The organism is Actinocorallia libanotica (assembly GCF_039525175.1).
Classification (GTDB): domain Bacteria; phylum Actinomycetota; class Actinomycetes; order Streptosporangiales; family Streptosporangiaceae; genus Actinocorallia; species Actinocorallia libanotica.
The window spans coordinates 123622-149032 of the sequence record NZ_BAAAHH010000014.1 but is presented as its reverse complement, the minus strand read 5'-3'; the positions used below and the strand labels follow the sequence as shown (position 1 = coordinate 149032).

23 protein-coding genes and 1 riboswitch are annotated in these 25411 nt (G+C 73.9%); of the genes, 4 read left to right on the top strand and 19 right to left on the bottom strand.

The window, feature by feature from the left end; all coding sequences use genetic code 11:
• Window positions 1-55 precede the first annotated feature (55 nt).
• From ABD140_RS18740 to ABD140_RS18725, 4 genes are all read right to left on the bottom strand, one after another.
• The gene (locus tag ABD140_RS18740; RefSeq protein ID WP_344242153.1) at window positions 56-1225 is read right to left on the bottom strand and encodes a DUF6986 family protein; all 1170 of its coding nucleotides are present in this window, start codon (window positions 1223-1225) and stop codon (window positions 56-58) included.
• Window positions 1222-2124, bottom strand: coding sequence for an aldose 1-epimerase family protein (locus tag ABD140_RS18735; protein WP_344242152.1), 903 nt, complete (start codon window positions 2122-2124; stop codon window positions 1222-1224). Before ABD140_RS18735 ends, ABD140_RS18740 begins: the two co-directional genes overlap by 4 nt.
• 79 nt (window positions 2125-2203) lie before the next feature.
• Complete coding sequence (locus ABD140_RS18730; protein WP_344242151.1) at window positions 2204-2731, bottom strand: AllF/FdrA family protein; 528 nt, start codon at window positions 2729-2731, stop codon at window positions 2204-2206.
• The gene (locus tag ABD140_RS18725) at window positions 2728-3666 is read right to left on the bottom strand and encodes an oxamate carbamoyltransferase subunit AllH family protein (RefSeq protein WP_344242150.1); all 939 of its coding nucleotides are present in this window, start codon (window positions 3664-3666) and stop codon (window positions 2728-2730) included. Before ABD140_RS18725 ends, ABD140_RS18730 begins: the two co-directional genes overlap by 4 nt.
• A 121-nt stretch (window positions 3667-3787) precedes the next feature.
• Here ABD140_RS18725 and ABD140_RS18720 point away from each other — a divergent pair, with 121 nt between their 5' ends.
• Window positions 3788-5449 (top strand): PucR family transcriptional regulator, encoded by a 1662-nt coding sequence (locus ABD140_RS18720; protein WP_344242149.1) that lies wholly within the window; start codon window positions 3788-3790, stop codon window positions 5447-5449.
• Window position 5450: 1 nt separating this feature from the next.
• On the opposite strand, the gene ABD140_RS18715 is transcribed toward ABD140_RS18720, so the two are convergent.
• Window positions 5451-6284, bottom strand: coding sequence for a polysaccharide deacetylase family protein (locus ABD140_RS18715; protein ID WP_344242148.1), 834 nt, complete (start codon window positions 6282-6284; stop codon window positions 5451-5453).
• A gap of 152 nt (window positions 6285-6436) precedes the next feature.
• On the opposite strand from ABD140_RS18715, the gene ABD140_RS18710 reads away from it, so the two are divergent.
• The 3 genes from ABD140_RS18710 to ABD140_RS18700 all read left to right on the top strand — a co-directional run bounded on the left by ABD140_RS18710 (window position 6437) and on the right by ABD140_RS18700 (window position 9861).
• The gene (locus tag ABD140_RS18710) at window positions 6437-7528 is read left to right on the top strand and encodes a sulfite oxidase (protein WP_344242147.1); all 1092 of its coding nucleotides are present in this window, start codon (window positions 6437-6439) and stop codon (window positions 7526-7528) included.
• 204 nt (window positions 7529-7732) lie between these two features.
• On the top strand, window positions 7733-9286 hold the full coding sequence (locus ABD140_RS18705; RefSeq protein WP_344242146.1) for an MFS transporter: 1554 nt from the start codon (window positions 7733-7735) through the stop codon (window positions 9284-9286).
• Between the two features lie 5 nt (window positions 9287-9291).
• The gene (locus tag ABD140_RS18700) at window positions 9292-9861 is read left to right on the top strand and encodes a TetR/AcrR family transcriptional regulator (protein ID WP_344242145.1); all 570 of its coding nucleotides are present in this window, start codon (window positions 9292-9294) and stop codon (window positions 9859-9861) included.
• A 20-nt stretch (window positions 9862-9881) separates the two neighbouring features.
• On the opposite strand, the gene ABD140_RS18695 is transcribed toward ABD140_RS18700, so the two are convergent.
• The 14 genes from ABD140_RS18695 to ABD140_RS18630 form a co-directional block, all read right to left on the bottom strand.
• On the bottom strand, window positions 9882-10157 hold the full coding sequence (locus ABD140_RS18695; protein ID WP_344242144.1) for a hypothetical protein: 276 nt from the start codon (window positions 10155-10157) through the stop codon (window positions 9882-9884).
• Between the two features lie 9 nt (window positions 10158-10166).
• The gene (locus ABD140_RS18690) at window positions 10167-11843 is read right to left on the bottom strand and encodes a sodium:solute symporter family protein (protein ID WP_344242143.1); all 1677 of its coding nucleotides are present in this window, start codon (window positions 11841-11843) and stop codon (window positions 10167-10169) included.
• A gap of 45 nt (window positions 11844-11888) precedes the next feature.
• Window positions 11889-12335 (bottom strand): PH domain-containing protein, encoded by a 447-nt coding sequence (locus ABD140_RS18685; RefSeq protein WP_344242142.1) that lies wholly within the window; start codon window positions 12333-12335, stop codon window positions 11889-11891.
• A 14-nt stretch (window positions 12336-12349) separates the two neighbouring features.
• Window positions 12350-13225 (bottom strand): ATP phosphoribosyltransferase, encoded by an 876-nt coding sequence (hisG, locus tag ABD140_RS18680; RefSeq protein ID WP_344242141.1) that lies wholly within the window; start codon window positions 13223-13225, stop codon window positions 12350-12352.
• Between the two features lie 225 nt (window positions 13226-13450).
• A complete protein-coding gene (gene ribH / locus ABD140_RS18675) occupies window positions 13451-13930 on the bottom strand; it encodes a 6,7-dimethyl-8-ribityllumazine synthase (protein ID WP_344242140.1) in 480 nt (159 codons plus the stop codon).
• Window positions 13930-15138 carry a bifunctional 3,4-dihydroxy-2-butanone-4-phosphate synthase/GTP cyclohydrolase II gene (locus tag ABD140_RS18670; RefSeq protein ID WP_344242139.1) on the bottom strand — a complete coding sequence of 403 codons (1209 nt, stop codon included), beginning with the start codon at window positions 15136-15138 and terminating at the stop codon, window positions 13930-13932. The genes ribH and ABD140_RS18670 overlap by 1 nt, the downstream gene beginning before the upstream one ends.
• The gene (locus ABD140_RS18665) at window positions 15138-15728 is read right to left on the bottom strand and encodes a riboflavin synthase (RefSeq protein ID WP_344242138.1); all 591 of its coding nucleotides are present in this window, start codon (window positions 15726-15728) and stop codon (window positions 15138-15140) included. The genes ABD140_RS18670 and ABD140_RS18665 overlap by 1 nt, the downstream gene beginning before the upstream one ends.
• Window positions 15729-15806: 78 nt before the next feature.
• Window positions 15807-15937, bottom strand: a riboswitch (FMN riboswitch).
• 117 nt (window positions 15938-16054) lie between these two features.
• Window positions 16055-16750 carry a ribulose-phosphate 3-epimerase gene (rpe, locus tag ABD140_RS18660; RefSeq protein ID WP_344242137.1) on the bottom strand — a complete coding sequence of 232 codons (696 nt, stop codon included), beginning with the start codon at window positions 16748-16750 and terminating at the stop codon, window positions 16055-16057.
• Between the two features lie 12 nt (window positions 16751-16762).
• On the bottom strand, window positions 16763-17719 hold the full coding sequence (locus ABD140_RS18655) for a phosphatase PAP2 family protein (RefSeq protein ID WP_344242136.1): 957 nt from the start codon (window positions 17717-17719) through the stop codon (window positions 16763-16765).
• A 47-nt stretch (window positions 17720-17766) separates the two neighbouring features.
• A complete protein-coding gene (locus tag ABD140_RS18650) occupies window positions 17767-19185 on the bottom strand; it encodes an RsmB/NOP family class I SAM-dependent RNA methyltransferase (protein WP_344242135.1) in 1419 nt (472 codons plus the stop codon).
• A 156-nt stretch (window positions 19186-19341) separates the two neighbouring features.
• Window positions 19342-20268: a methionyl-tRNA formyltransferase gene (fmt, locus tag ABD140_RS18645; protein ID WP_344242134.1), complete on the bottom strand. Its 927-nt coding sequence runs from the start codon at window positions 20266-20268 to the stop codon at window positions 19342-19344.
• A 2-nt stretch (window positions 20269-20270) separates the two neighbouring features.
• Entirely contained in the window at window positions 20271-20816 is a 546-nt protein-coding gene (gene def / locus ABD140_RS18640) for a peptide deformylase (protein ID WP_344242133.1), read from the bottom strand.
• 127 nt (window positions 20817-20943) lie between these two features.
• On the bottom strand, window positions 20944-22680 hold the full coding sequence (locus ABD140_RS18635; protein WP_344242132.1) for a hypothetical protein: 1737 nt from the start codon (window positions 22678-22680) through the stop codon (window positions 20944-20946).
• Window positions 22681-22821: 141 nt separating this feature from the next.
• A complete protein-coding gene (locus tag ABD140_RS18630) occupies window positions 22822-25227 on the bottom strand; it encodes a primosomal protein N' (protein ID WP_344242131.1) in 2406 nt (801 codons plus the stop codon).
• Window positions 25228-25411: the final 184 nt, after the last annotated feature.

Sequence of the window (25411 nt, the reverse complement as noted above, 5' to 3'; positions counted from 1 at the left end):
CCACGGCGAAGGGGGGTCCGCCGGACGGCGGGCCCCCCTTCCGCCGTTCCCGGGCTCAGCCCAGCACCGACTCGTCCAGCGCGCCGCAGGCCACGCCGCGGCGCAGGCGCTCCAGCAGGTGGGGCGGGGCGGTGGGCGCGGCCTTGACCTTGCCGACGGTGGCCTCCACCCCGGTGAGGTGGAAGTCGAACAGGGCGGCGTAGCGGGCCGTGAGGTGGGCGGGGTGCAGGTCCCAGCTCTGGTAGAAGCCGTGGGCCAGGGAGTGCCGGACGCCCGCGGCGTGCGCCTGCCAGCAGGCGGCGATCTCGTCGCTGCCCTCGTCGCGGGGCACCAGGTGCGACGGGCCGTCCGCCAGGCGGATGCCGCGGCCGGAGACCGAGGTCTGCAGGATGTGCCGGGCGAAGTCGCAGACTGGGTGGTCCAGGCGCTGCTGCTCGTGCGGCAGCCCCAGCGCCGCGGTGTAGGAGGCGGCGCCGAAGTGCACGGTGCCGATCCTGCCCTGGCCCGCGGTGAGCATGCGCCGCACGCCCAGGCCGCCGCGGTGGTCGGCCAGCGCCTCGGGCAGGTCGACCTGGATCTCGAAGTGCAGCACCCCGCCGGGCAGCCCGAGCGCGGCCTCGAGCCGGTCGAGGTACTCGGTGAACACCGCGACCTGCTCGGCGGCCATCACGTCGGGCAGGGTGATGGTGAAGCCGCCGGGCAGCCGGCCGAGCCGGTCGCGCAGCGAGGTGAGGAAGCCGTCGAGGGTGCGCATCGCCCGCTCGTGCCCGCCGCCGGAGAACGACCTGACGCGCACGCCCCAGAAGTGCGGGAGCTGCTGGGCCCCGTAGGAGGCGGCGACGGCCTCCACGGCCTGGGCGACGTGGTCGTCCTCCTCCGCGTCGTCGCGCGCGGCGTACCCGCCGGCGAAGTCGATGCGCAGGTCCTCGATCGGCTCGCGGGCGAGCTTGGCGGCGACCCGCGAGCGGATCGTCCCGGCCAGCGCCGGGTCGAGGTCGAAGGTGGTGCCGAAGGAGCCGTCCCCCGGCGTGTGCTTGTTGAGCAGCCGCAGTGCCCGCTCCCCCCAGTCCGCCGCGGTGCTCTGGGAGAACCGGTCGGCCGGGACGAACACGGTGTGCACGGGTTGGCGGCCCCCGCTGGGGCCGGGGAACTGGCTGGCGAGGTCGGCGGCCAGGGCGTTCGCCCGCTCGGCCAGGTCGTCGGTCTTCGACAGGCTGAGGTTCACAGGGAAATGATCCCCCAAGATCCGGAGAATGTGTCCCCCGGTTTGAGGGTGATGAGGTCGACACCGGTGTTGAATGCGTTGGGCGGGCAGGACATCGGTTCGACGGCCAGTCCGCTCCGTACGCTTTCGTCGGGAAGGTCGTCCGCGGTGTAGAGCTGGAGCCAGGGATGGTTCTCATCGGCCCACAACCCGACGGTGCGCCCGCCGCCGCTGAGCCCCACCCACACCCGTCCGTCGGCGTGCGGCAGGCCGGTGTAGGCGGTGTCGATGCGGCGGTCGCCGAAGCGCCCCCCGGCGGTCAGGTCGTAGCGGGTGCCCGCGACGGGGACGGGCGCGCCGGAGGGGATGAGCCGGTCGTTGACGGGCTGGTAGTGGGTGGCGCCGAACGTGACGGTGCACTCGTCCAGCGGCAGCCCCACGGTGAGATAGGGGTGGGCGCTCTGGCCGTAGGGGGCGTTGCGGGTGCCGGAGTTGGTCGCCGAGAGCGTGGCCGTCAGCCCTCCCTCGGCGTGCACGGCGTAGGTGACGCTCAGGTCGAGCAGGTAGGGGTAGCCGGGGCGGCCGAGCAGCCGGTGGCGCAGGGTCACGCTCGAGCGCCCCTGCTCGGCCGGGCGCCAGGACTCCCAGCGCACCAGCCCGTGGATCGCGCAGTCGCGTTCGGGCTCGGTGACGGGGGTGCGCTGCTCGACGCCCTCGAAGACGTAGACGCCGCGGTCGATCCGGTTGGGCCAGGGCGCCAGGATCTGGCCCAGGGCCGCGGGGACCACCTCGTCGGGGTCGTGCCCCAGGATGAGGGGACGCCCGTCGAGGGTGAGGGAGCGCAGCGTCGCGCCCTGCTCGGTGACGACCGCCTGGTAAGGCCCGTCGGTGATGGTGTGCTGGGTGCCGGTGAGCGTCATGCCGCCATTGTCGCGGACCGCCCCGCGGCCAAGATCCCCGAGGGCTGACACAGTTCCCTGCCCGCCCGTGGAGGGTCTCCTATCCCTCCCCCGCCAGGGTCAGGCCCAGCCTGGCCAGCACCGCCCGCGCCTCGCCGGGCGCCGCGGAGACCACCGGGGTCGCCAGGCGGCGCGCCGCCTCCCGCAGCAGCGCGGAGACCTCCGGCGGCGGCGGCTCGGCGGCGATCACCACGGTCCGCACGCGCGGGTCGGCGTCCAGCGCGACCAGGGCCTGGAGGGTGGCGCGCCCGCACACCGCGGCCGACAGGTCGCGGGCGCCCACCGGCAGCACACGGCCGCCCTCGCCGGCGCGGGCCAGCAGACGAAGCACCCGCCCGGTCGCCGCCGCGCCGGCCGCCACCACGCCGAACCGGCCGGGGGGCAGGCCGCCCGGCGCGGCGCACGGGCCCAGCACCAGCCGCCCGCGGCCGGCCGCCTCGTCCTTCAGCGCGATCTCCTCGTCGAGGGTCAGCTCCTCGCCGGGCAGCAGCACGTCGCGGCCCCGCCGCAGCGCCGCGAGCGCCTCGCGGAAGGCGTGCGGCCCGGCGACGGGGACCGGCTCCCTCACGCAGAGGCCAGCCGGGAGGAAGTGCGGCCGAGCGCCAGCACCGCCCGGCAGCCCGCGAGCAGGCCCCAGGCGAGATCGGCTCCGCTGTAGCGGCTGGAGGACACCAGGCGGCGCGCGGCGGGCGCGAGCGCCGCGCGCCCGGCCAGGCCGCGCAGCACCGCCGCGGCCTCGACGCTGGGCTGGCCGGCCGCCGCGCAGTGCAGCAGCGACGCCGACAGCGAGGTGGTGCGGGTCTCGGCGTCGGTGGTGACCGCGGCGCCGAGCCAGTCGGCCAGCCACACCGCGCGCGAGCCGCCGGCCGTCACCTCGCCCAGCAGCCGCAGCGACAGCAGCAGCCCGGAGATCACGTCGTCGCCGCTGGGGGTGAGGCCGGGTCCGAGCCCGACGATGCGCTCGGCGGCCAGCACCGCCTGGGCCAGGTCGCCCGCGGCGCAGGCGCCGGCCAGCGCGGCGGGTCCGGGGTGTCCGGCCAGCCCGCAGGCGCGCGGGTCCGGCGCGGCCTCCAGCAGCATCGCCGCGTGCCGCAGCCGCGCCTCGGGCAGCGGGCCGAGCGCCGGCCGCGGGTCCCACCAGCGCCGTACGCGCACGCGCAGGCCGCCCGCCTCGGCGTGTCCGTCGCCGACCCAGCCGCTGTCGCCCTCGCGCACCCCGTGGAAGGGCTGCCTCCCGGTTCCGGGCACCACGATGGAGTTGGCGGGACGCACCCCGTCGGGACCCACGAGCGCGACGACGCGGGGCTCGGCGCCTCCGTTGAGCCGCAGGTAGGCGGCCGTGGGGAAGACCGCGATCACCCTGGCCGGGCGGCGCGGGCGTTCCAGCGCCTCCCGCACCGCCAGCCCGGCCGCCCCCGGCACCGGGGAGCGCACCGGCTCGTGCCCGTGCTCCGACGCGGCCGGCTGGGGGCCCCTGAGAGCGTTCTCGCTCCGTTCGATCACCGGGTCCCCTCCGTTTTTTCGGATTTGCTGGGACGTTAACCGTATGACCAAGATCGCCGTATAGAGAAAGTTGCCAAGGATACTTGCCGCTGTTCGTCTTTCTTGTGAGGGTTATGGCGAGATGGACAACCGAACCGACCTCTGGACCCGGCGGACCGGCGAGAACCACACCCTCCCGCCCCGGCTCCGCCTGGCCAGCACCGGCACCCTCACCTACGGACTGCCCGTGGGCGAGGTCCTGGGCGTCTCCACCCTCGCCGACGCCGAGCTCGTCGCCGGCGCCTCCGGGCTCGACCGGGTGGTGCAGCGCCTCAACGTGATGGAGGTGCCCGACGTCCTGGCCTGGGTCAAGCCCAACGAGCTGCTGCTGACCACCGGCTACCCGCTGCGCAACCGCCCCGCCGCCCTGGGCCACCTGGTGACGGGCCTGAACGAGCGCGGCGTCGCGGCGCTGGCCGTCAAGCCCGGCGCCTACCTCGACGAGCTGCCCGCCGAGATGCTCGCGCGCGCCGACCGCCTGGGCTTCCCGCTCATCCAGCTGCCCGAGCACGTCGGCTTCGACGACATCCTCAACCAGGTGCTCACCGACATCCTCAACCGGCAGGCCGCGATCCTGGCCCGCACCGAGGAGGTGCACCGGGCGCTGGTCCAGATCGTCCTGTGCGGCGGCGGGCTGTGCGAGGTGACCGAGGAGCTGGCGGTGCTGCTGGGCTGCGCGGTCCTCACCCTCGACGGCGACCAGCGCGTCCTGGCCCGCGCGGGCGACCCGGGGGTGCTGCGCGCGCTGGAGGGCTGGCTGGACGGGCGGCCCGGACCGGGCCTGCACGGCGACCGGGTGGTGGTGCCGGTCGCCGCGGGCGGCCTCGGCCACGGGCTCATCGCCGCGCACTTCCCCGGCGGCGACCTCAGCGACACCGAGGTCGGCATCCTGGAGCGCGCCGCCACGGTCGCGGCGCTGGTCATCACCAAGCAGCAGGCCGTCGCGGCGGTGGAGAGCAAGTACCGCGCCGACTTCCTGCGCGACGTGCTCGCCGGGCGGGCCGGGGACGGCGCCCGGGTCGTGGCGCACTGCGCGGGTTTCGGCTGGGACCTCGACCGGCCGGTGGCGGTGGTCGTCGCCGCGCTGGACCTGGACGCCGGGAGCACCGACGACGGCACGGCCAAGCAGGCGCAGGAGCGGCTCGCCGCCGCCTGGGAGGCCGCGGTGCGGCGCAGGGACCGCTCCGCCGCGGTCGCCGCCTTCGCCCACGAGGTCGTCGCGGTCATCGGCGCGCCCGCCGGGGAGGCGCTGACGGACCTGGTCGGCGGGCTGGTCCGCGAGGTGTCCGCCGCCGACTCGCTGGTGTTCTCCACCGGCGTCAGCAGGACCGCCGCCACGCCCGAGGCGCTGCCCGGCGCCTACGACCAGGCGGTCAAGGCGGTGCGGGTCGGCCGGCAGATGCACGGCCCCGGCGAGACCGCGCACTTCGACGCGCTCGGCGTCTACCGGCTGCTCAGCCTGGTGGAGGACACCGCCGAGCTGCACGCCTTCGTCCGCGAGGCGCTGGGCGGGCTCGCCGACGACGCCGACCCCGAGGCCGCCGACCTGCGCCGCACGCTGCAGATGCTGCTGGACACCAACCTGAACGTCGCCGAGACCGCGCGCAGGCTGCACTTCCACTACAACACGCTGCGCTACCGCATCGGCAAGCTGGAGCGGCTGGTGGGGCCCTTCACCGAGGACCCGCACCTGCGGCTGAACCTCAACCTCGCCCTGCGGGTGCTGCGCATGCGCGGGATCTGACTCAGCCCGGCGCGTCGCCGCCCAGGGACGCCGGCAGGTAGTTCTCGATCGCCGCGGGCTTGAAGCCCTGCTCGCGGATCCAGCCGAGGATCGTGTTCATCTGCCCGGCGAGCCCCTTGCGGTAGTGCATGAGGACGATGTCGCCGGGCTTGAAGCCCTGGCCGCCGTCGCCGCGCACGAACGCGTCGCGCACGCCCTGGGGCGAGGTCGTGCCGTTGTAGAACTCCGCCGACCACAGCAGCACCGACTTCATGCCGCAGTCCTTGACCACCTGCAGCGTCGTCTGGTTGTAGCTGCCGAACGGCGGGCGGAAGACCGTCGGGCGGCGGCCGTACTGCCCCTCGATCGCGTCCGAGGCGGGGCAGATCTCCTGGCGCTGGCCCTCGGGGCCCAGCAGCGCGAGGTTCTTGTGGTTGACGCTGTGGTTCTCCATGCGCGAGCCGGCGTTCTTCAGCGCCCAGAAGTACGGCCCGTGCTGCGGGACGTAGACCGTGGTCAGGAAGGTCATGATGGGGACCTTCTCCCTGCGCACGATCTCGACGAACTCCGCGTCGTACTCGTAGCCGTCGTCGATCGTCAGGAAGACGACCTTCTCCTGGGTCTCGACCCGGCTGATGACCGGAGGCAGGCCGTCCGCGGACGGCTGCGGCGGCGTCCAGGAGCCCGCCGCGGGCTTGGGCCACGCCTGGTCGGCGAAGGCGGTGCGGGTCTGCGCCCGCATCTCCTCGGCGTCCGGACCGCTGACCGCTTGGACCCGCACCGAAGGCCAGATCCCGGCGGCCACGGCGAGGACCGCCGCCACCGCACTGGAGAGGAGGGGGAAACCACCGCGCATGGCGAACAATCTCGCACACCCTGGTGATCGCTGGCGAATCCGGCGCGCCGCCGGGAAGCAGGGAATCCCACCGTCCCGGCATGACGGGCGTCCGGGGCATATAGCCCAATTACCGATTGACTTGGTAGGAATTAATAGGGCATCCTGGGAGGGTGCTGCGTGAAGACTCTTTCCGCGAACAGCAGACCCGCGACACCGTCCGGCGGAGCCCGGACGGCCAGGTCGAGATGCGCTGGGAGTCCCTGCGGGGCACCGGCCACCACACCCCTGCCGAGCGCTTCTTCGTCCGCAGCCACAGCGGGGTGCCGCGGATCGACCCGCGCACCTGGTCGCTGCGGCTGCACGGCGACGGCCTGCGCGCCGGCCCCGTGGAGTTCGGCCTCGAGGACCTGCGCGGGCTGCCCGCCCACTCGATGACCGCGTTCATCGAGTGCGCCGGCAACGGCCGCAGCCTCTACACCATCCAGCAGAACCAGCGCGTGGAGGGCACCCCCTGGGGCCTGGGCGCGATCGGCGTCGCCCACTGGACGGGCGTCCCGCTGGCGGTGGTGCTGGAGCGGGCCGGGATCCGCCCGGACGCCGTCGACCTGCTGCCCCGCGGCCTGGACCGCCCCTACGTCCGCGACGGCGTCGACCACGGTTCGGTCCGCAGGCCGCTGCCGGTCACCAAGGCGATGAAGGACGTCCTGGTCGCCTACGAGATGAACGGCCACCCGCTGCGCCCCGAGCACGGCTTCCCCGCGCGCCTGGTCGTGCCCGACTGGGTGGGCGTCGCCTCGACCAAGTGGATCGGCGACATCGAGGTCTCCACCGAGCCGCTGCACTCCCCCTGGAGCACCGACTTCTACCGGCTGTTCGGGCTCGGGCACCCGGCCGAGGGCAGCGCCCCGCTGACCACCGTGCCGGTCCAGAGCGCCTTCGAGCTCTCCGCCGGAGCCCAGATCCCCCTGGGTTGCGAGTACCTCCTGACGGGCCGCTCCTGGTCGGGCAGCGGCGCGATCCGCTCGGTCGAGGTGAGCACCGACGGCGGCGGCCACTGGCTCCCCGCCCGCATGGTCGGCCCCCGCCTCCCCCACACCTGGGCCCAGTGGGAGCTCCCCTGGCGCCCCGAGCGGCGCGGCCCCGCCGAGCTCATGGCCCGCGCCACCGACGAGACGGGCGTCACCCAGTCCCTCGGCGCCCCCTACAACACCAAGGGCTACCTCTTCGGCGCCGTCGTCCGCCACCCGGTGAAGGTCGTCTAGCCGCAGCCGGCGCCCCGTAACGCGATCGCGGCCGTTCGGCCGCCGCCGCCGGTGATCCGCCGCGCGGCCCCTTCGCCGTCCCCTCGCCCCATCATCACCGCGCCGGAAGGCGTGCTCCCGTGAGCCGCGGCTCCCCACCCCTTCACCCGTCTAGTTGAACGATGGTACAACTAGTACGTTCGTTCAACTAAATGGAGGAGCAGGATGGAAGCGCGACCGTCGTCACGTGCCGGGATGCGGGAGTGGGCGGGCTTCGCGGTGCTGGCACTGCCGACCATGCTCCTGGGACTCGATGTGACGGTGCTGTACCTCGTCGTTCCGAGCCTGGCCGCGGACCTGCGCCCGACCGCGACGGAGACGTTGTGGATCATGGACGTCTACGGATTCCTCATCGCGGGGCTGCTGATCGCCATGGGAACGCTGGGCGACCGGATCGGGCGCCGGCGCCTGCTGATGATCGGCATGGCCGCGTTCGGCGCCGCCTCGGCCCTCGCGGCGTTCGCCTCCGGCGCCCTGTGGCTGATCATGGCGCGGGCGCTGCTGGGCGTGGCCGGAGCGACGCTGATGCCGTCCACGCTGTCCCTGATCAGCATCATGTTCACCGACGCCCGGCAGCGGGCGTCGGCGATCGGTGCGTGGGCCACGATGTTCGCGCTCGGGATGGCGGCCGGACCGGTCGTGGGCGGGGCCCTGGTCGCCGGCTTCTGGTGGGGCGCGGCCTTTCTGATCGCGGTGCCCGTCAGCGTGCTCGTGCTGGCCGCCGCGCCGGTGCTGCTGCCGGAGTTCCGCACCGGCGCCGGCCGGCTCGACCTGTGGAGCGTCGGCCTGTCCCTGACGGCGATGCTTCCGATCATCTATGCGGTCAAGCATGTCGCCGCGCACGGCGTCGACGCCCCGGCATCGGCCGCCGTCCTGCTCGGCGGCGGCTCGGCCGTCGCGTTCGTCCGCCGCCAGCTGCGCCTGGAGGAGCCGCTGCTGGACATCAGGCTCTTCGCCGACCGGGCCTTCTCCGCCGCGCTGGGGGTCCTGCTGATCGGCCTGGTCGGTTTCGGCGGGATGATGTTCCTGGTCACCCAGCACCTGCAGCTCGTCGCGGGCCTCTCGCCCGTCGCGGCCGGCCTGTGGATGGGGCCGCCGGCACTGGCCATGCTGATCGGGGGCGTCGGCGCCCCCCTGATCGCCTCGCGCGTCCCGCCGGGGACCGTCATGGCCTCCGCCCTCGCGCTGTCCCTCGTCGGATACGCCTTCCTCGCCCTGGCCGGGACCGGCGGCAGGCTGAGCGTGGTCACCGGGTTCGCGTTCCTCTATCTCGGCCTCGGTGTCATCGCCGCGCTGGGAACCGACCTCGTCGTGGGCGCGGCGCCGCCGGAGAGGTCCGGGTCGGCCGCCGCGCTCTCGGAGACCGTGCAGGAGCTCGGGGTCGCGGTCGGGATCGTGCTCCTGGGAAGCCTCACCACGGCGATCTACCGCGAGGCGGTCCAGGCCCCGCCCGGCCTGCCCCGGTCCGTGGCCGAGCCCTACGGCGACAGCCTCTCCGGGGCGGCGTCCGTGGCGGACCGGCTGCCGGACGGGGCTCTCCGGCAGGCGCAGGACGCGTTCACCGGCGGGCTCAACACCGCCGCGATCGCCGCGGGCATCGCGATCGCCGGAGCGTCGGTCGCCTGCTTCAGGATGCTGCGCCGCATCCGCCCGATCGGTGACGCCGCCCCCGGGGCGGAGCCGGTAGCCTCGACCTGCGGGAGCGTCGATGATCGGTGAGGACGATGGCGGATGAGCAGGGCACGGCCGACGGCCGCAGGCTGCGCGGTCAACGCCGCCGCGCCCAGATCATCGAGGCCACGCTCACGATCGTCCGCCGCGACGGCGCCGCCGGGGTGACCCACCGGACCGTCGCCAAGGAGGCGGGGATCACCACCAGCCTGACCCTCTACTACTTCGCCACGCTCGACGACCTGCTGGTCGCCGCCCTGACCAGCATCACCGACACCTACACCCGCCGTATCCGCCGGCTCATCGACACCTCGGACGACCCTCTCGGCGGGCTCGCCCGGCTCATCGCCGAGTCCGGGGGGCCGGGCCGTGAGCGCGCGCTCGCCGAACGCGAGTTGTCGACCCTGGCGGCCCGCCGACCGGCCCTGCGCCCCGCGGCGCAGGGCTGGCGCGACAACGTCGCCGAGCTCGCCAGGGCGCAGACGGACGACCCCGACGCCGTCGAGGCCTTCATCGCACTCTGCGACGGGCTGTGCACCTCGATCCTCCTCGACGACCGCGAGGCCGACCCGGAGCACATCCGGGCGGTCCTCGGCAAGGCGCTGCCGGGAACCGGCCGGTAGCCCGTGCGAGCCGCCGGCGTTCAGCCCTGCGAAGGCCGGTCCTCGTCGGGGTCATGGCCCTCGTGGACCTGGTGCCGGGGGTTGCGCATGCTCCAGAAGAGGAAGCACAGGCCGAAGACGAGCATGGCCAGGCCCACCCACAGGTTGATGTCCACGCCCTCGGCCTTGGCGCGCGCGGCGGGGCTGTCGATGATCCCCGTGATCGTCAGGATCACCCCGTAGATCGTGAAGAGGCCGCCGATGACGACGCGGATGTCGAGCAGGTTGGCCAGCAGATCGGTGAACAGGCGGCGCATCGCGGGCTCCTACCAGAACGGGATGTAGCAGGCCAGGGACAGGGCCAGCGCGCCCAGGCCCAGCTTGACGGGTGAGCGGTACCACTTGTCGTCGCCTGTCTGGAAGTCGTCGGGGCGGTCGCTGGGCAGGCCCCGCACCAGGCCCTTCAGCTCCTCGTCGGACTTGGCGGTGCCCCGCGTGGCCAGGGTGACCGCGATGGAGACCACCACGTCCACGGTGAACGCGATGCCCGCGCCCCAGAAGCTGGCGTTGAGCTCGGTGCCGTAGAAGTCCTCCAGCGGGCCCAGCAGGTACAGCAGGTAGGACGTGACGCCGGCCAGAGTGCCCAGCAGCAGCCCCCAGAAGCCCGCCCAGGGCGTCATCCTCCGCCACACGAGGCCGACGATGAAGGTGGCGAACAGCGGCGCGTTGAAGAACGAGAACAGCTGCTGCATGTAGGCCATGATGTTCCCGTACTGGGCGGCGATGAACGCCGTCAGGATGCCGCCGACCACGGCCACGACCGTCATCCAGCGCCCGGTCCTGACGTAGTAGTCGTCGGGGCGGCCCTTGCGCAGGTGCCCCCGCCAGATGTCGTACGTGAAGACCGTGTTGAAGCCCGAGACGTTCGCCGCCATGCCGGCCATGAACGAGGCGAGCAGGCCGGTGAGCGCCACGCCCAGCACCCCGGTCGGCAGGAGGTCGCCCATGAGCATCGGGATGGCGTTGTTGTAGTCGGCGCCGGGCTCGCGCAGCGCCGGGAACACCGTCAGCGCCACCATGCCGGGCACGACCGTGAGCACCGGGATGACGATCTTCGGGTAGGCCGCGACGATGGGGGTGAGCCGTGCCGCGGTGGTGTTCTTGGCCGACAGGCCGCGCTGGACCTCGGCGAAGTTGGTGGTCCAGTAGCCGAACGACAGCACGAAGCCCAGGCCCAGCACGATGCCCAGCCAGTTGGCCTGCATCGGGTTGGCCTCCCCGGCGGTGTCGGCCCAGGTGTGCAGGCCCGGGTCGCCCAGCGGCGAGGCCTTGATCCGCTCGGCCAGCCCGCCGGGGCCGCCGACCTTGATCAGCGCCAGCACCACCAGCGGCACCAGCCCCGCGACGATCACGAAGAACTGCAGCACCTCGTTGTAGATCGCCGAGGACAGGCCGCCCAGCGTGATGTAGGCCAGCACGAACACCGCGGCGACCACCACCGAGACCGGCAGCGGCCAGCCGACCAGCGCCCGCATCACCAGCGCCAGCGCGTACAGGTTGATGCCGGCGATGAGGATCTGCGCGATCGCGAAGGTGATCGCGTTGAGCAGCTGGGTCTCGGAGTTGAACCGGCGGCGCAGGAACTCCGGCACGCTGTGCACGCCCGAGCGGTAGTAGAACGGCATCATCACGATGCCGAGGAAGACCATCGCCGGGACCGCGCCGATCCAGTAGTAGTGCGTGGTCATCAGCCCGTACTGGGCGCCGTTGGCGGCCATGCCGAGGATCTCGGTGGCGCCCAGGTTGGCGGACAGGAACGCGAGGCCGGTGATCCAGGCCGGCAGCGACCGCCCGGACAGGAAGAAGTCGACGCTGGAGCGGATCGTCAGCCGCGCGGCGAAGCCGATCCCGAGCACGGTCGCGAAGTAGATCGCGAGGATCAGGTAGTCCAGGGCGGTGACGTCGAGCCTGAGGTCGTCACCCGGGGCGGCGGGAAGGATCACCCGCCTGGCATTCCCGCCGTGCCGCCTCCTCAGCGGGCCGCGGCGCTAACTTTGCTCCGGCCGGTGGGGTTCTTGGGCCTCGCCGTGCGCGGCGATCAGCTCCCGGATCTCGGCGATGGCCGTCCAGGCCGCCTGCTTCTCCGAGCCCTGGATGCCCACGACGCCCTTGGAGGTGCCGTCGGCCAGGTCCAGGTAGGGCCAGGGCGCGCCCGGCTCATACGACAGGCCCACCACCTCGGCCCAGGCGTAGCGGTGGGTGCGCAGCGGGTTGACCACGGTCAGGCCGCGGTCGTCGGCGGTGACGCGGGCCCTGGCGACCGTCGCGAGGACGGCCGCCACGAACACGCCGAAGACGACGATGCCGATCCGGTCGACGAGCTTGAAGGTGTCGGCGATCATGAGGGCGAGCCAGATCACGAGCGCCATGATGGCGGCCGCCATCGCGAAGGCCATCGCCCGGGTGCGCCGGGGCCGCCAGGTCCTGCCGGTCATCGTCGTTCGTCCCGCTAGTCGATGATCTTCGAGATCGGGATCTCGAGGATGTCGCGGCCGCCGGCGGCCTTGACGTTGGGGATGAGCTCGTTGATGCCGGACTTGGCCACGACGCTCTCGATCGCGAACATCTCGCCGCCGGCCAGCGGGGTCACCGTCGGGGAGGCCATCGAGGGCACCACGTTCAGCACGTCCTGCAGCTGGGCCTGCGGCACGTTCAGCTTGATCAGCACGTTGCCGCGGGCGCGGATGACGCCCTGCAGCAGCAGCGCGATGTCCTCCATCGCGGCGCGCTTGGCCGGGTCCTCGTACGCCTCGCGGTTGGCCACCAGCTCGGTGTAGCTGACCAGCAGGGTGTCCAGGATGCGCAGGCCGTTCTTGCGCAGCGACGAGCCCGTCTCGGTCAGGTCGACGATCGCGTCCACGATGTCGGGGACCTTGGCCTCGGTGGCGCCGTAGGAGGGCACGACCTTGGCCTTGACGCCGTGCTGCGCCAGGAAGCGGTCGGTCAGCGCGGGGAACTCGGTGGAGATGCGCACGCCGTCCGGCAGGTCGGAGACCTTCTGCCAGGGGGCATCCTGGGGCACCGCCATGATGACGCGCACCGGGTTGGAGGTGGCCTTGGAGTACTTCAGCTCGCCCAGGGAGACCACGTCGGAGTCGGTCTCGCTGATCCAGTCGCGGCCGGTGACGCCCAGGTCGAACAGGCCCTGCTCGAGGTAGGTGGGGATCTCCTGCGGGCGCAGCACGCGGACCTTGTCGATGCGCGGGTCGTCGATGGACGCGCGGTAGTCGCGGTCGCTGGCGCGCCGGATCGTCAGGTCGGCGGCGTTGAACAGCTCGAAGGTCGCCTTTTCCAGGGAACCCTTGGGAAGCACGAGGGAGAGCACGGTGATGCCTTTCGGTGACTGCCGGTTGCGGCGGGGTCGGGGACTTCTTCTCCGGGAGCGGTCAGGAGCTTCGATGCTCCATGCCATGCCCGGCGTGACCCCCGTGACGCTGCCCTCGCAGGCCGATTACCGTGCCGAGCGCGGTCACCCTCGCCTCCCTGCCTCGCTGAACGCGTGTGACGTGCCCGCCTGGTTGCGGGCACGCCACTCTACCGCGGCCGGTGGTCAGCCCTGGCTCCGCCGCAGTTCACGAAGGGTCAAAGCGGCGTCCAGGGCCGCCACGGCCGATTCCCAGCCCTTGTCCTCGGTGCTGCCGGGCAGTCCCGACCGCGCCTCGGCCTGCGCCAGGTTCTCGCAGGTCAGCACCCCGTTGCCGACGGGCGTCGCCTCGTCCAGGGCGATCCTGGTCAGGCCGTCGGTCACCGAGTCGCAGACGTAGTCGAAGTGAGCGGTCTCACCCCTGACCACGCAGCCCAGCGCCACCACCGCGTCGTGGGTGCGGGCCAGCTGCTGGGCCACGACCGGCAGCTCCAGCGCGCCGGCCACCCGCACCGCGGTCGGCACCGCGCCGCACGCCTTGGCCGCCTCGACCGCGCGGGCCAGCAGCTGGTCGGTGATCGGCCCGTGCCAGCGGGCCGCGACGATCCCGATGGTCAGGTCGCGGGCCTCGACGGTGCCGTCCTGGGGACGTCCTTCTCCGCTCATCACAATCCCTCGATCTGGTGTCCGAGCCGGTCGCGCTTGACCGTCAGGTACCGGCGGTTGTGCTCGGTGACGTGGACCGGCATCGCGGCCCGGCCGGTCAGCTCGACGCCGAAGCCGGTCAGCGCCTCGACCTTGGCCGGGTTGTTGGTCAGCAGCCGCACCGACTCCACGCCCAGGTCGGCCAGGATGTGGGCGGCGTTGGTGTAGTCGCGGGCGTCCACCGGGTGGCCGAGCTCGACGTTGGCGTCCACGGTGTCGGCGCCGCCGTCCTGCAGCGCGTAGGCCTGGAGCTTGGCGATCAGGCCGATGCCGCGCCCCTCCTGGCCGCGCAGGTAGACCACCACGCCCCGGCCCGCCAGCACGATCTCGGCCATGGCCGCATCGAGCTGGGCGCCGCAGTCGCAGCGGTCGGAGTGCAGCACGTCGCCGGTGAGGCACTCGGAGTGCACCCGCACCAGCACGTCGCGGCCGTCGCCGAGGTCGCCGTGGACCAGGGCGATGTGCTCGCCGCCGTCGATGGAGCTGGTGTAGCCGAACGCGCGCCACTGGCCGAAGCGGTTGGGGATGACGGTCTCGGCGTCGCGGGAGACCAGGCGCTCGGTGCGCTTGCGGTAGGCGACCAGCTGCTCGATGGAGATCAGCTTGAGGTCGTGCTCCTTGGCGAAGACCTCCAGCTGGGGCAGCCGCGCCATGGTGCCGTCGTCGTTGACGATCTCGCACAGCACCCCGGCGGGGCGGCAGCCGGCCAGCCGCGCCAGGTCGATGGTGGCCTCGGTGTGGCCGCGCCGCACCAGCACGCCGCCCTCGCGGGCGCGCAGCGGCACCACGTGGCCGGGGCGGCGCAGGTCCGAGGGGACGGTGGCCGGGTCGGCCAGCAGGCGGATGGTGTGGGCGCGGTCGGCGGCCGAGATGCCGGTGCTCACGCCCTCGGAGGCGTCCACGCTGACGGTGTAGGCGGTGCCGCGCACGTCCTGGTTGGTGTGGTGCATGGGCGGCAGTTCGAGCCGGAGGCAGTCGGACTCGGTGAGCGGCGCGCAGATGTAGCCGGAGGTGTAGCGGACGGTGAAGGCCATCAGCTCGGGGGTGGCGTGCTCGGCCGCGAAGACGAGGTCGCCCTCGTTCTCGCGGTTCTCGTCGTCGACCACGACGACGGGGCGGCCCGCGGCGATGTCGGCGATCGCCTCTTCGATGGTGCTGAAAACGCTCACTACCGCGCTCCGATCATGCGCTCGACGTACTTGGCGACGACGTCCACCTCGAGGTTGACCGGCTCTCCCGGGCCCTTGCGGCCCAGCGTGGTCAGCTCGAGGGTGGTGGGGATGAGGCTGATGGTGAAGGAGTCCGCCGCGGCCTCCACCACGGTGAGGCTGACGCCGTCGACCGTGATCGAGCCCTTCTCCACCACGTAGCGGGCCAGGGCCTCGGGCAGGGAGATCCGCACGATCTCCCACTTCTCCGAGGGGACGCGCTCGACGATGACGCCGACGCCGTCCACGTGGCCCTGGACGAGGTGGCCGCCGAGCCGGTCCTGCAGGCGCACCGGCCGCTCCAGGTTGACCCGGGAACCGGGCTCCAGGGCGCCGAGCGAGCTGCGCTCCAGCGTCTCGCGCATCACGTCCGCGGTGAACGTGTCGTCCTTGAGGTCCACGACGGTCAGGCAGACGCCGTTGACCGCGATGGACGAGCCGTGCGCGGCGTCCGAGACCACCAGGGGGCCTCTGATCCGCAGGACGGCCGACTCCGGTCCGTCCGATTTTTCGATGATCTCGCCGAGTTCTTCGACGATTCCGGTGAACACTCCCCTGTCCTCCCTGTTCTGGCGGGGAGCTCCGGGGGTGAGGAAAGCCACACTCCGCCCATGCGGGCAGGGTGGGGCTCGCGCGCTGCCTCCCATCCGGACTGTCACCGTCGGTACCGGAATTTCACCGGCTCAACCGGCCGATGGCTTCGGCCGGGTCGCGGACTTTCACCGCCGGCTCGGAATTTCACCGACCCCGGAGCACGCTGTATCGCTGCTGGGCCACCGCCCAGTTGGCGATGACCCTACTTCACGTTGCGAGTCTCATGACTCTGCAACAAGTTTGCCATGTCGACTGTTCCGCTGAACAGCCGGGGTCTCACCCACTAGGCCCGGCCGAAACCGATCGGGCGCTCGGGGCGGACGGTCTTGTCGGCCAGGGCGCGCAGCTCGCGCACCGCCTTGTCGGGGTCGTCGGCGCCGTAGACGGCGCTGCCGGCCACGAAGACGTCGGCGCCGGCCTCGGCGGCGCGCTCGATCGTCTCGGCGGAGACGCCGCCGTCGACCTGCAGCCACAGGTCGAGGTCGCGGCCCTTGATCATCTCGCGGGCGCGGCGGATCTTGGGCAGCACCACGTCCAGGAACTTCTGGCCGCCGAAGCCGGGCTCGACCGTCATCAGCAGCAGCATGTCGAGCTCGCCGAGGATGTCCTCGTAGGACTCGACCGGGGTCGCCGGGTTCAGCGCCAGCGAGGCGCGGGCGCCCGCCGCGCGGATCATCCGCAGCGTGCGCACCGGGGCCTTGGCGGCCTCGGCGTGGATGGTGACGCTGCCCGCGCCCGCCTCGGCGTAGGCCGGCGCCCAGCGGTCGGGGTCGGCGATCATGAGGTGGCAGTCGACCGGGATGCGGCTGTGCCTGAGGATCGACTCGACGATCGGCAGCCCCAGGGTGAGGTTGGGGACGAAGTGGTTGTCCATCACGTCGACGTGCACCCAGTCGGCGGCATCGGAGACGGCCTCGATGTCACGCGCCAGGTGGGCGAAGTCGGCGGAGAGGATGCTCGGAGAGATCTGTGTTCCCATGATGCACCGAGTCTAGGGTTCGCGCAGATCGGAGTGCTCACCCGGACGGGGGAGCCGCGGGGGAGGCGCCCCCTCCCCCGCCCGCCCTTCCAGCCGGTCGAAGGCGGCGGGGGCGCCCAGGACCGTCCACAGGCCCGCGGCGGCGGCCAGGACGAACAGCACGGGGGCGTAGAGCGTGTCGAGGCCCACCAGGGCCAGGTAGACGGCGGCGAGCAAGGCGAGCGGCACCGCCCCGATCAGGAGGCGCAGGACCGCACGGCCCGGACCGGCGGCGGGGGCCAGGGGCGGCACGCCCGCCCGCGGGACCAGGCCCGCCAGGCAGCCCGCGAGGAAACCGGCGCCCAGGGCGGCGTTGTCGGAGGAGATCCGCAGCTCGTCCCCGCCCTCGCGCAGGACGGCCTCGGTCCAGGTCCGGGGGAAGGCCCCGTCGGACAGGCCGCGGGCCGCCAGGAACGCCGCCGCCAGCAGCATCAGCGGCGGCGCGACCGCGGTGGTCAGCCGCACGGCCGGGGACTGCGCCCGCCACCAGCGGCCCAGCCGCCGCTCCCAGGCCACCGCCCCGGCCAGCAGCGCCAGGCCGATCGCCCAGCCGACCAGGATCTGGCCGGGCGAGTGCACGCCCAGGGCGTACCGCGACCAGCCGATGCCCAGCGCCAGCGCCGCGGCCCCGGCCCAGGCGGCGCGGCGGCCCAGCGTCCAGGCGAGGATCCCCCACACCACGACGGCGTTCTGCGCGTGGCCCGAGGGCATGCCGAACGAGGAGACGGAGGCGCCCGGGTCGATGGAAGGATCGGTCCAGTACGGCCGGGGCTCGGCCGTCCACAGCTTGACCAGCTCGTTCACCGTCCCGCTGAGCATGAGCATCACCAGGCCCCGCACGCCCATGAGGGGATGGACGCACCAGGCGAGGACGAGCAGGAACGGGACGTAGAACGCCGTGCTTCCGATCGCCGAGAGTATCTGTCCCATCACTCATGATCGCACCGGTGCGGCGGTGCTCGGACCGCCCCGCGGCTTCAGGAGGTGCGGCGCAGCAGGGCCAGGAACATCGCGTCGGTGCCGTGGCGGTGCGGCCAGAACTGGGCGTACGGGCCCGCTCCCAGACCGGACAGCCGCGGCGCAACCTGCGTCAGGACGTCCACGGAGTCCAGCCGCCGGACGTCCTCGCGGGAGCGCAGCACGTCGTCGACGACCACCCGCGTCTCCGCCAGATGCGGGGAGCAGGTGACATACGCCACAACTCCGCCGGGACGGACGGAGTCCAGGGCGGTGCGCAGCAGGTCCCGCTGGATGGGACCCAGCTCCGCGACGCTCTGCGGAGTGCGCCGCCAGCGGGCCTCCGGGCGGCGCCGCAGCGCGCCCAGGCCGGTGCAGGGGACGTCCACCAGCACGCGGTCGAAGCTCCCGGGCTCCCAGGCGGGACGCGTCCCGTCGGCGACGAGCACCGCCGTGTCGTCCGTGACCACCTTGCGCACCAGTTCGGCGCGGTGCGGCTGCACGTCGCAGGCCACCAGGCGGGCGTCGCGCCCGCCGGCCAGGCCCGACAGCAGGGCCGCCTTGCCGCCGGGGCCCGCGCACAGGTCCAGCCAGACGGAGTCGGAGCCCTCGACGGGGACCGCGGCCAGCGCCAGCGCCACCAGCTGGCTGCCCTCGTCCTGCACCCCGGCCCTGCCCTCGCGGACGGCGGCGAGCTCGCCGGGGTCGCCCTCGGGCAGGTAGGCGGCGTAGGGAGAGTAGGCGGCGGGGCCCGCGCCCAGGTCGTAGAGCTCCTCGACCGAGGCGCGGCCCGGACGCGCCACCAGGGTGACGCCGGGGCGCTCGTTGTCGGCGGCCAGCAGGTCCTCGATCTCCTCGCCGCCGACGGCGTCGCGCAGCGCGGAGACCACCCACCGGGGGTGGCTGTAGGTGACCGACAGGCGGCCCAGTTCGTCCTCCGGCGCGATGATCACCAGCCAGCCCGGCAGGTCGCGGCCCGTCACCCGCCGCAGCACCGCGTTGGCGAACTTCGCCTGGCCCGGACCCGCCACCGACCGCACGAGGTCGACCGTGGTGGAGACCGCCGCGTGCGCCGGGATCCGCGTCCGCATCAGCTGGTGCACGCCCAGCCGGAGCAGGTCACGCAGCGGCGCGTCGATCTGCGCCACCGGGCGGTCGCTGCACAGGTCGAGGATCGCGTCGTACGTTCCCCTCCCCCGCAGCGTCCCGTACGTCAGCTCCGTCGCCAGCGCCGCGTCACGCCCGGACAGCCCGCGCTCCCGCAGCACCCGCGGCAGCAGGAGGTTGGCGTAGGCGTCCCGCGTCTCCACCGCGTGCAGCACGTCGTAGGCGGCCCTGCGCACCGCGTCGCCGGGCGTCCTGCGCTGCGCCTTCGGCGCCGGCCTCCGGTTGTCGTGGCCCCGGTTGCGATGCGCGCTCCGCCGCCGCTGCTCAGGCATGTTCTCTCCCTCTTCCGTACAAGACCGCCTGAACCCGCGCCGGACGGCACCCGGCCGCCCCACCGCTCAAGCATCGCTTTCTCTTCTCCGCCGCCCGCGCCGCCGCGGGCCTCCCCGCCGGACGGCGCCTCCCCCTCCGCTCGGCGGGCGGGGAGATCACTGGAGGCGGTCCTCCGGGGTGAGGCGGAGGCCGCGCGCCCAGTCGGCGGCGCGCATGCGCTTCTTGCCGGGGGGCTGGACCTCGCCCAGGGCCACCGGGTGGGTGGCGGTGCCGGCGAGGACCTCGGACTTGGTGATCTTCAGCTCGCCGGGCGCCAGCGGGCCCGCGCCCGCGGCCGGACGGACCGGGCCGAGCTTGAGGCGCTCGCCGCGGAACGTCGTCCACGGGCCGGGGGCCGGGGTGCAGGCGCGGCAGAGGCGGTCGACCCGCATGGCGGGCGCCGTCCAGTCGACGCGGGCGTCCTCGGCGGTGAGCTTGGCGGCGTGGGAGACACCCTCCTCCGGCTGGGGGACGGGGCTCAGCGCGCCGGCCTCCAGGCCGTCCATGGTGTCGCGCAGCAGCCGGGCGCCCGCGTGGGCCAGGCGTTCCAGCAGCGCGCCGCTGGTGTCGTCGTGCCGGATCGGCTCGGTGAGGTGGCCGAAGACCGGGCCGGTGTCCAGGCCCTCCTCGATGAGGAAGGTCATCGCGCCGGTGATCTCGTCGCCGGCGAGCACGGCGCGCTGGACGGGCGCGGCGCCGCGCCAGGCCGGCAGCAGCGAGAAGTGCAGGTTGACCCAGCCCAGGCGCGGGACGTCCAGGGCCGCCTTGCGCAGGATCGCGCCGTAGGCGACGACCGGGCAGCAGTCCGGGGCCAGCTCCGCCAGCCGCTCCAGGAAGGCCGGATCGTCGGCCTTGGCGGGCTTGAGGACCTCGATGCCGTGGGCGGCGGCGAGCTCGGCGACCGGGCTGGCCACCAGCTTCCTGCCGCGGCCCGCGGGGGCGTCCGGACGGGTGAGGACCGCGGCGACCTCGTGGTGGGAGTCCAGCAGCGCCTGCAGCGACGGCACCGCCGTCTCGGGCGTTCCGGCGAAGACCAGTCTCATCTTCAGATCGCCCGCCCGAACGTGCGGTGCGGCGAGTCCCTGACCACCGGCGCGGGCTCGCCGAACCACTCGGCCTCCCGGATCGCCCGCATCGCGAGCTTGCGCTGCTCGGGGTCCATCCGGTCGATGAACAAGATGCCGTCCAGGTGGTCGGTCTCGTGCTGGACGCAGCGCGCCAGCAGCTCGGTGCCCTCCACCGTGATCGGCTCGCCGTGCATGTTGAAGCCCCTGGCCACCGCCCGCCAGGCGCGCGGCGTCGGGAACGCCAGGCCCGGCAGGGACAGGCAGCCCTCATCGCCGTCCTGCTGCTCCTCGCCCAGCTCCAGGGTCGGGTTCACCAGATGCCCGAGCCGGTCGTCCACGTAGTAGGTGAACACCCGCAGCCCCACGCCCAGCTGCGGCGCGGCCAGCCCCGCGCCCGGAGCGTCGACCATGGTGTCGGTGAGGTCCTTGACCAGCTGCCGCAGCTCCTTGTCGAAGTCCTTGACGGGCTCCGCCGGCGTCCGCAGCACGGGGTCACCGAACAGGCGTATCGGCTTGACCGCCACAGCCATCTCCTCAGGCAGAAGGTTCTCCGGATCGGATCCAGTCTACGAGCGCCGCCGGGGCGCCGCGGACCGGTGGGGAAACGCGGCCGCCCGCCCCCTCGGGGGACGGGCGGCGCGGGGGGAGCGGTTACTTGGAGCGCGCCTTGAAGGCCGCCTTGCGGGCGATCTTGGCCAGCTCCTTGTCGTGGTGGTGGTCGCCGATGGCCTCCAGGACCTCCTCGACGTGCGGGTGGTCCAGCCGCCAGACGGCCTCGACCAGCTCGGTGAGCTCGGTGTCGGGCTCGCTCTCGGCCAGCGCCACCTGGACGGCGTCGTGCGCGCCGACCGCCTCGATCATCCCGGCGAGGGTGTCGACGAACATCCACTGGAGGTCGTCCTCGGACGGGGTGGTCTTCTCGTCGCCGTGGGTGTTCAGCCAGATCGCCGCGTACGGGCGGGTCTCGCGGACCCCCAGGGCGGCGCGGACCAGCGGCTCGGCGTCCTGGCCGACCTGCTGCAGCACGACGGCGGCGATGTTGCGCTGGGACGGGTGGCCCTCGCGCATCACCTCCAGCAGGCCGTCGGCGGCCTCGGCGGCCGAGCGCGCCGCCAGCCACAGGCCGATCTCCTGCTCGGCGGTGTCCTCGCGGTGGTGCGCCAGGCCCTCCACCAGCTCCGCCGCCGAACCCTCGGCGAGGTCGCCGATGAGCGGCGCGGTGTAGCCGTCGGCCAGCAGCAGCTCCCGCACGGCGTAGACGCCCAGCGGGGTCAGGGACGTCTGGGCGTCGTCGTCCTCGGCCAGCGCGCCCCAGGCGAGGAGGCCGTCCGCCTCCAGGCGCAGCGCCTGCGGCAGGCCCTGGGCCAGGGTCTGGGCGTCGGCGATCTCGTAGCCCTCCTGCACGTGCTCGACCAGGCCGCCGACCAGCTCGCCGAACGGCACGGCCGAGCCGTGCTCGTACAGGTGCAGCAGCACGCTCGGCAGCTCGCCCTGGCACACCTCCAGCGGGCTGAGCGCGCTGTCCTCGGGGAACTCGCGGGTGACGACGCCGTCGAACAGCGCGACCCACAGGGCCAGCGCCGCGTCGTCGTCGGCGGTGTCCGGCGCCTGCGCGCGGCGGGCGCGGCCGCCGTCGACCTCGATGAGGTCGGCGTGGCGCGCGGCGTCCCACAGGCGCTCCAGCCGCAGGTCCTCGCCGTCCTCGGCGGCCGGCAGGCCGAGGGCCTCGGCCGCGGCCCGCACGTCGCCCTCGGCCAGGCGCTCCTCCTCCAGGGCGCGCCCGTCCGCCCAGGCCGCCAGCTCCAGCGCGCCGGTCAGCAGCGCCGACGCGCGGGCGGCGGCGGCCAGCTCGGCGCGCGGCGCCAGCCGGACGGGCGGCACCACGTTGTCGGCGGCGAACTGCTGCATGGTGCGCTCGAGCTTCTCCTCGTCGGAGAGCGCCTCGAACTCGTGCACCCAGGCCTCGACCGCCGCCTCGTCGTCGAGGTCGACGCCGTCGGCGGACATCATCCGCAGGAACAGCTCGGCGGCGTTCCCGTCGTTCTCGGCCGAGGTCTCCAGCGCCTCGGCGAACTCGGGTCCGACGGTGTCGATCACTCCCTGCAGCTCGCGCACCCGCGCCTCGTCCAGCTCGCCGCCCTCGGCGAGGTAGGCCACCAGGTCGCGCGCCGCGCCCAGCACGGCGGGCCCGTCGTCGGGCCCGGCGACCACGTTCTCGGGGAAGTCCTCCAGCAGGATCTCCCGCAGCAGTTCCCCGTCCAGCTCAGCGGTCCGGTTCAGGTCGGCCAGCTCCACCAGGATCCGCGCCCCGTGCAGGTCGGCGCCCTCCTTCTCGGCGGCCCACGCCTCGAACCCCTCGACCGTCGTCTTCACCCACTTCTCAGCCACCGTCGTACCCTATGCCCCTCCCCGCCGTCCGTCGTGCCAGAACGCGGTGACCGTTCTCTCGGAACTTCCGCCGGCGCCCCGTCTCCGGGACGGGCGCCGGAGGCCGCCCGGAACTCTCCCGGCGGGCTCCGCCGGGGGCGGTCACAGGAGCTGGAGGGGGTCGACCTCGACGCGGACGGGGTCGGTGGCCTTGCGGGCGCTGCGGACGCCCTGGGTGGCCTTCAGGGCGCGGGAGAGGGCGGGGGCCGCGGGGAAGGGGACGCGCAGGAGCGCGCGTTCGCGGCCGTCGGGGAGGAGGACGGGGCCGAGGACCTCGGCGTCCGGGGGGAGGTCGGTGGCGGCGAGGAAGTCGCGGAGCGCCTCGGGGGTGCCGGTGAGGGAGGCCATGCGGGCGGCCGGGGGGAAGCGCAGCTCGGCGCGCTCGGCGAGCTCGCGTTCGGCGAAGGTGACGGGGTCCCAGCGGACGGCGGCCTGCACGACGGGGAGGGCGGAGTCGGCGACGAGGACGACGCGTCCCTGCGGGCGGACGAGGGCGGCGGCGTTCAGCCAGCGGCGCAGCGCCTCCTCGTTGGCGCGCAGGTCGGCCCGGCCCAGCAGCGCCCAGCCGTCGAGCAGGAGGGCGGCGGCGTAGCCCTCCTCGGCGACCGGCTCGGCGCCCGGCGTGGAGACGACGAGCTCCGGCCGGCTCCCAACGGACGCCAGGACCCCGTCCCGTCCCGAGGTGCGCACGCTCACGCCGGGGAAGGCGCGGCCCAGCTCCTCGGCCGTCCGTCCGGCGCCGACGACGATCGCGCGGACCTGGACGTCGCCGCAGTTCCCGCACCTCCAGTCGCCCGCGAGCCTGCCGCACCACAGGCAGTTCGGGACGGAGTGCGACGACGCCAGCGCCAGCGGCCCCGCGCAGGCCGTGCACCGGGCGGGCTCCCGGCACCGGCGGCACGCCAGCGCGGGCAGGTAGCCGCGCCGGGGCACCTGCACCAGCACGGGCCCGTCGGCGAGCGCCTCCCGCGCGGTGCGGAACGCCAGCGCGGGCAGCCGCGCCGTCCGCGCCGCCTCGTCCCGCGCCAGTTCCGCGTCGTCCCCGGCGGGCCGGATGCGCGGCATCCGGCTGCGCACCGTCTCCCGTGCCGCCACCAGCCCGTGCGCCCACCCCTCGGCCACGAGCCGCGTCGTGTCCGCCGTCCGGCTGATCCCCCCGAACAGCACCGCCGCCCCCGCCCGGTGCGCCCGCAACGCCAGCACCTCCCGCGCGTGCGCATAAGGCGCATGCGGCTCCGCGTGCACGTCGTCCCCGTCATCCCACAGCACCACGAGCCCGAGCTCCCGCACCGGCGCGAACACCGCCGCCCGCGTCCCCACCACGACCCGGGCCGCCCCCCGCAGCACCCGCAACCACTCCCGGTACCGCTTCTCCGGCCCCGCCTCCGCCGTCAACACCGCCCAGGCAGGCCCCGCCTCCCCCGCTTCAGAACCCGACGCCCCCGCCTCTCCCGACACGGCAACCGTCTCCCCCGTGCCGGAACCCTGCGCGGTCGCCGTCTCCTCTGCCCCGGAACTCGACGCAGCCGCCTCTCCCGGCGCAGAAGTCGGCTCCATCGCACCGGAGTCCGGCGTCATCGCCGCCTCTGCCGAAGCAGAAGTCGGCTCCGCCGTGCCGGAATCCGGCGTCATCGCCGCCTCTCCCAGAGCTGAGGTCGGCTCCGTCGCGTCGGAGTCCGGCGGCGTCGTCGTCTCTGCCGGAGCGGGGGGCTGCTTCGTCGGGGCGTGGTCCGGGACGTCGAGGGCGTCGTCCGTGGCCGGTGTTCCGGCGGGGAGGGCGAACTCGTGGGCGAGGGCGGTTTCGACGCGGGCGGCTTCGCGGCCGTCGGCGACGACGATGAGGGTGCCGCGGCCGGAGGCGAGGGCGGCGCGGGCGGCGCGGGCGATGGCGGCGGGCCAGTCCGGGCCGGGGAGGGCCGTCCAGACGGCGCGGGGGGAGCGTCCTTCGGCGAGGGCCGCCAGGAAGGACGGGCCTGCGGGGTAGTCGGCCCAGGGTCCCGGGTCGGCCGGGGCGGGCACGCGGGACGGACCCGGGACGGACCGCCGCTTCTCCGCGCGGGCGTGGCGGGGCGGGACCGCCAGGCGCAGCACGTCGGAGAGCGTGCCGGCGTGCCGGTCGGCCAGCTCGCGGGCGAGCGCGCCGATCTCCGGGGTCAGCACGGCCTCGGCGGACGTCACCCGCTCCAGGAACAGCAGCCGCCCCCCGTGCTCGCTCCCGGCGACCCGCTCCAGCAGGTAGCCGTCCACGAGCTGCCCCGCGAACCGCACCCGCACCCGGCAACCCGGCACGGCCTCCGCGTCGAGCTTGGCGGGCACCAGGTAGTCGAACGGCCGATCCAGATGCGCCAGCGGCACATCGACGGCCACCCGGGCCACGGGCAGCTCCGCCGCCGCCTCCGGCGCCCCCTTGCGCCGCACCGCGGGCCGCTTCGCCCCGCTCTCCCGCGTCTTCTCCGCCCTACCCGGAACGTCCTCCAGCCCCGGGATCAGGCCCTCCCCCTCACTCACCCCACACACCTATCACCCGTCGGCCACCCCCCGAGCCCACCACGACCAACCTGTGGATCACCGACCCCCGCAAGCATGCCGGCGACGCGCCACCGGACCGGCACCACCCCGCGGACCACCGCACGCGCATGCGCGGACCGGCCGCAGGAGGCACGCCGCCGAGCGGGCGTCGCCCCCGGGGAGC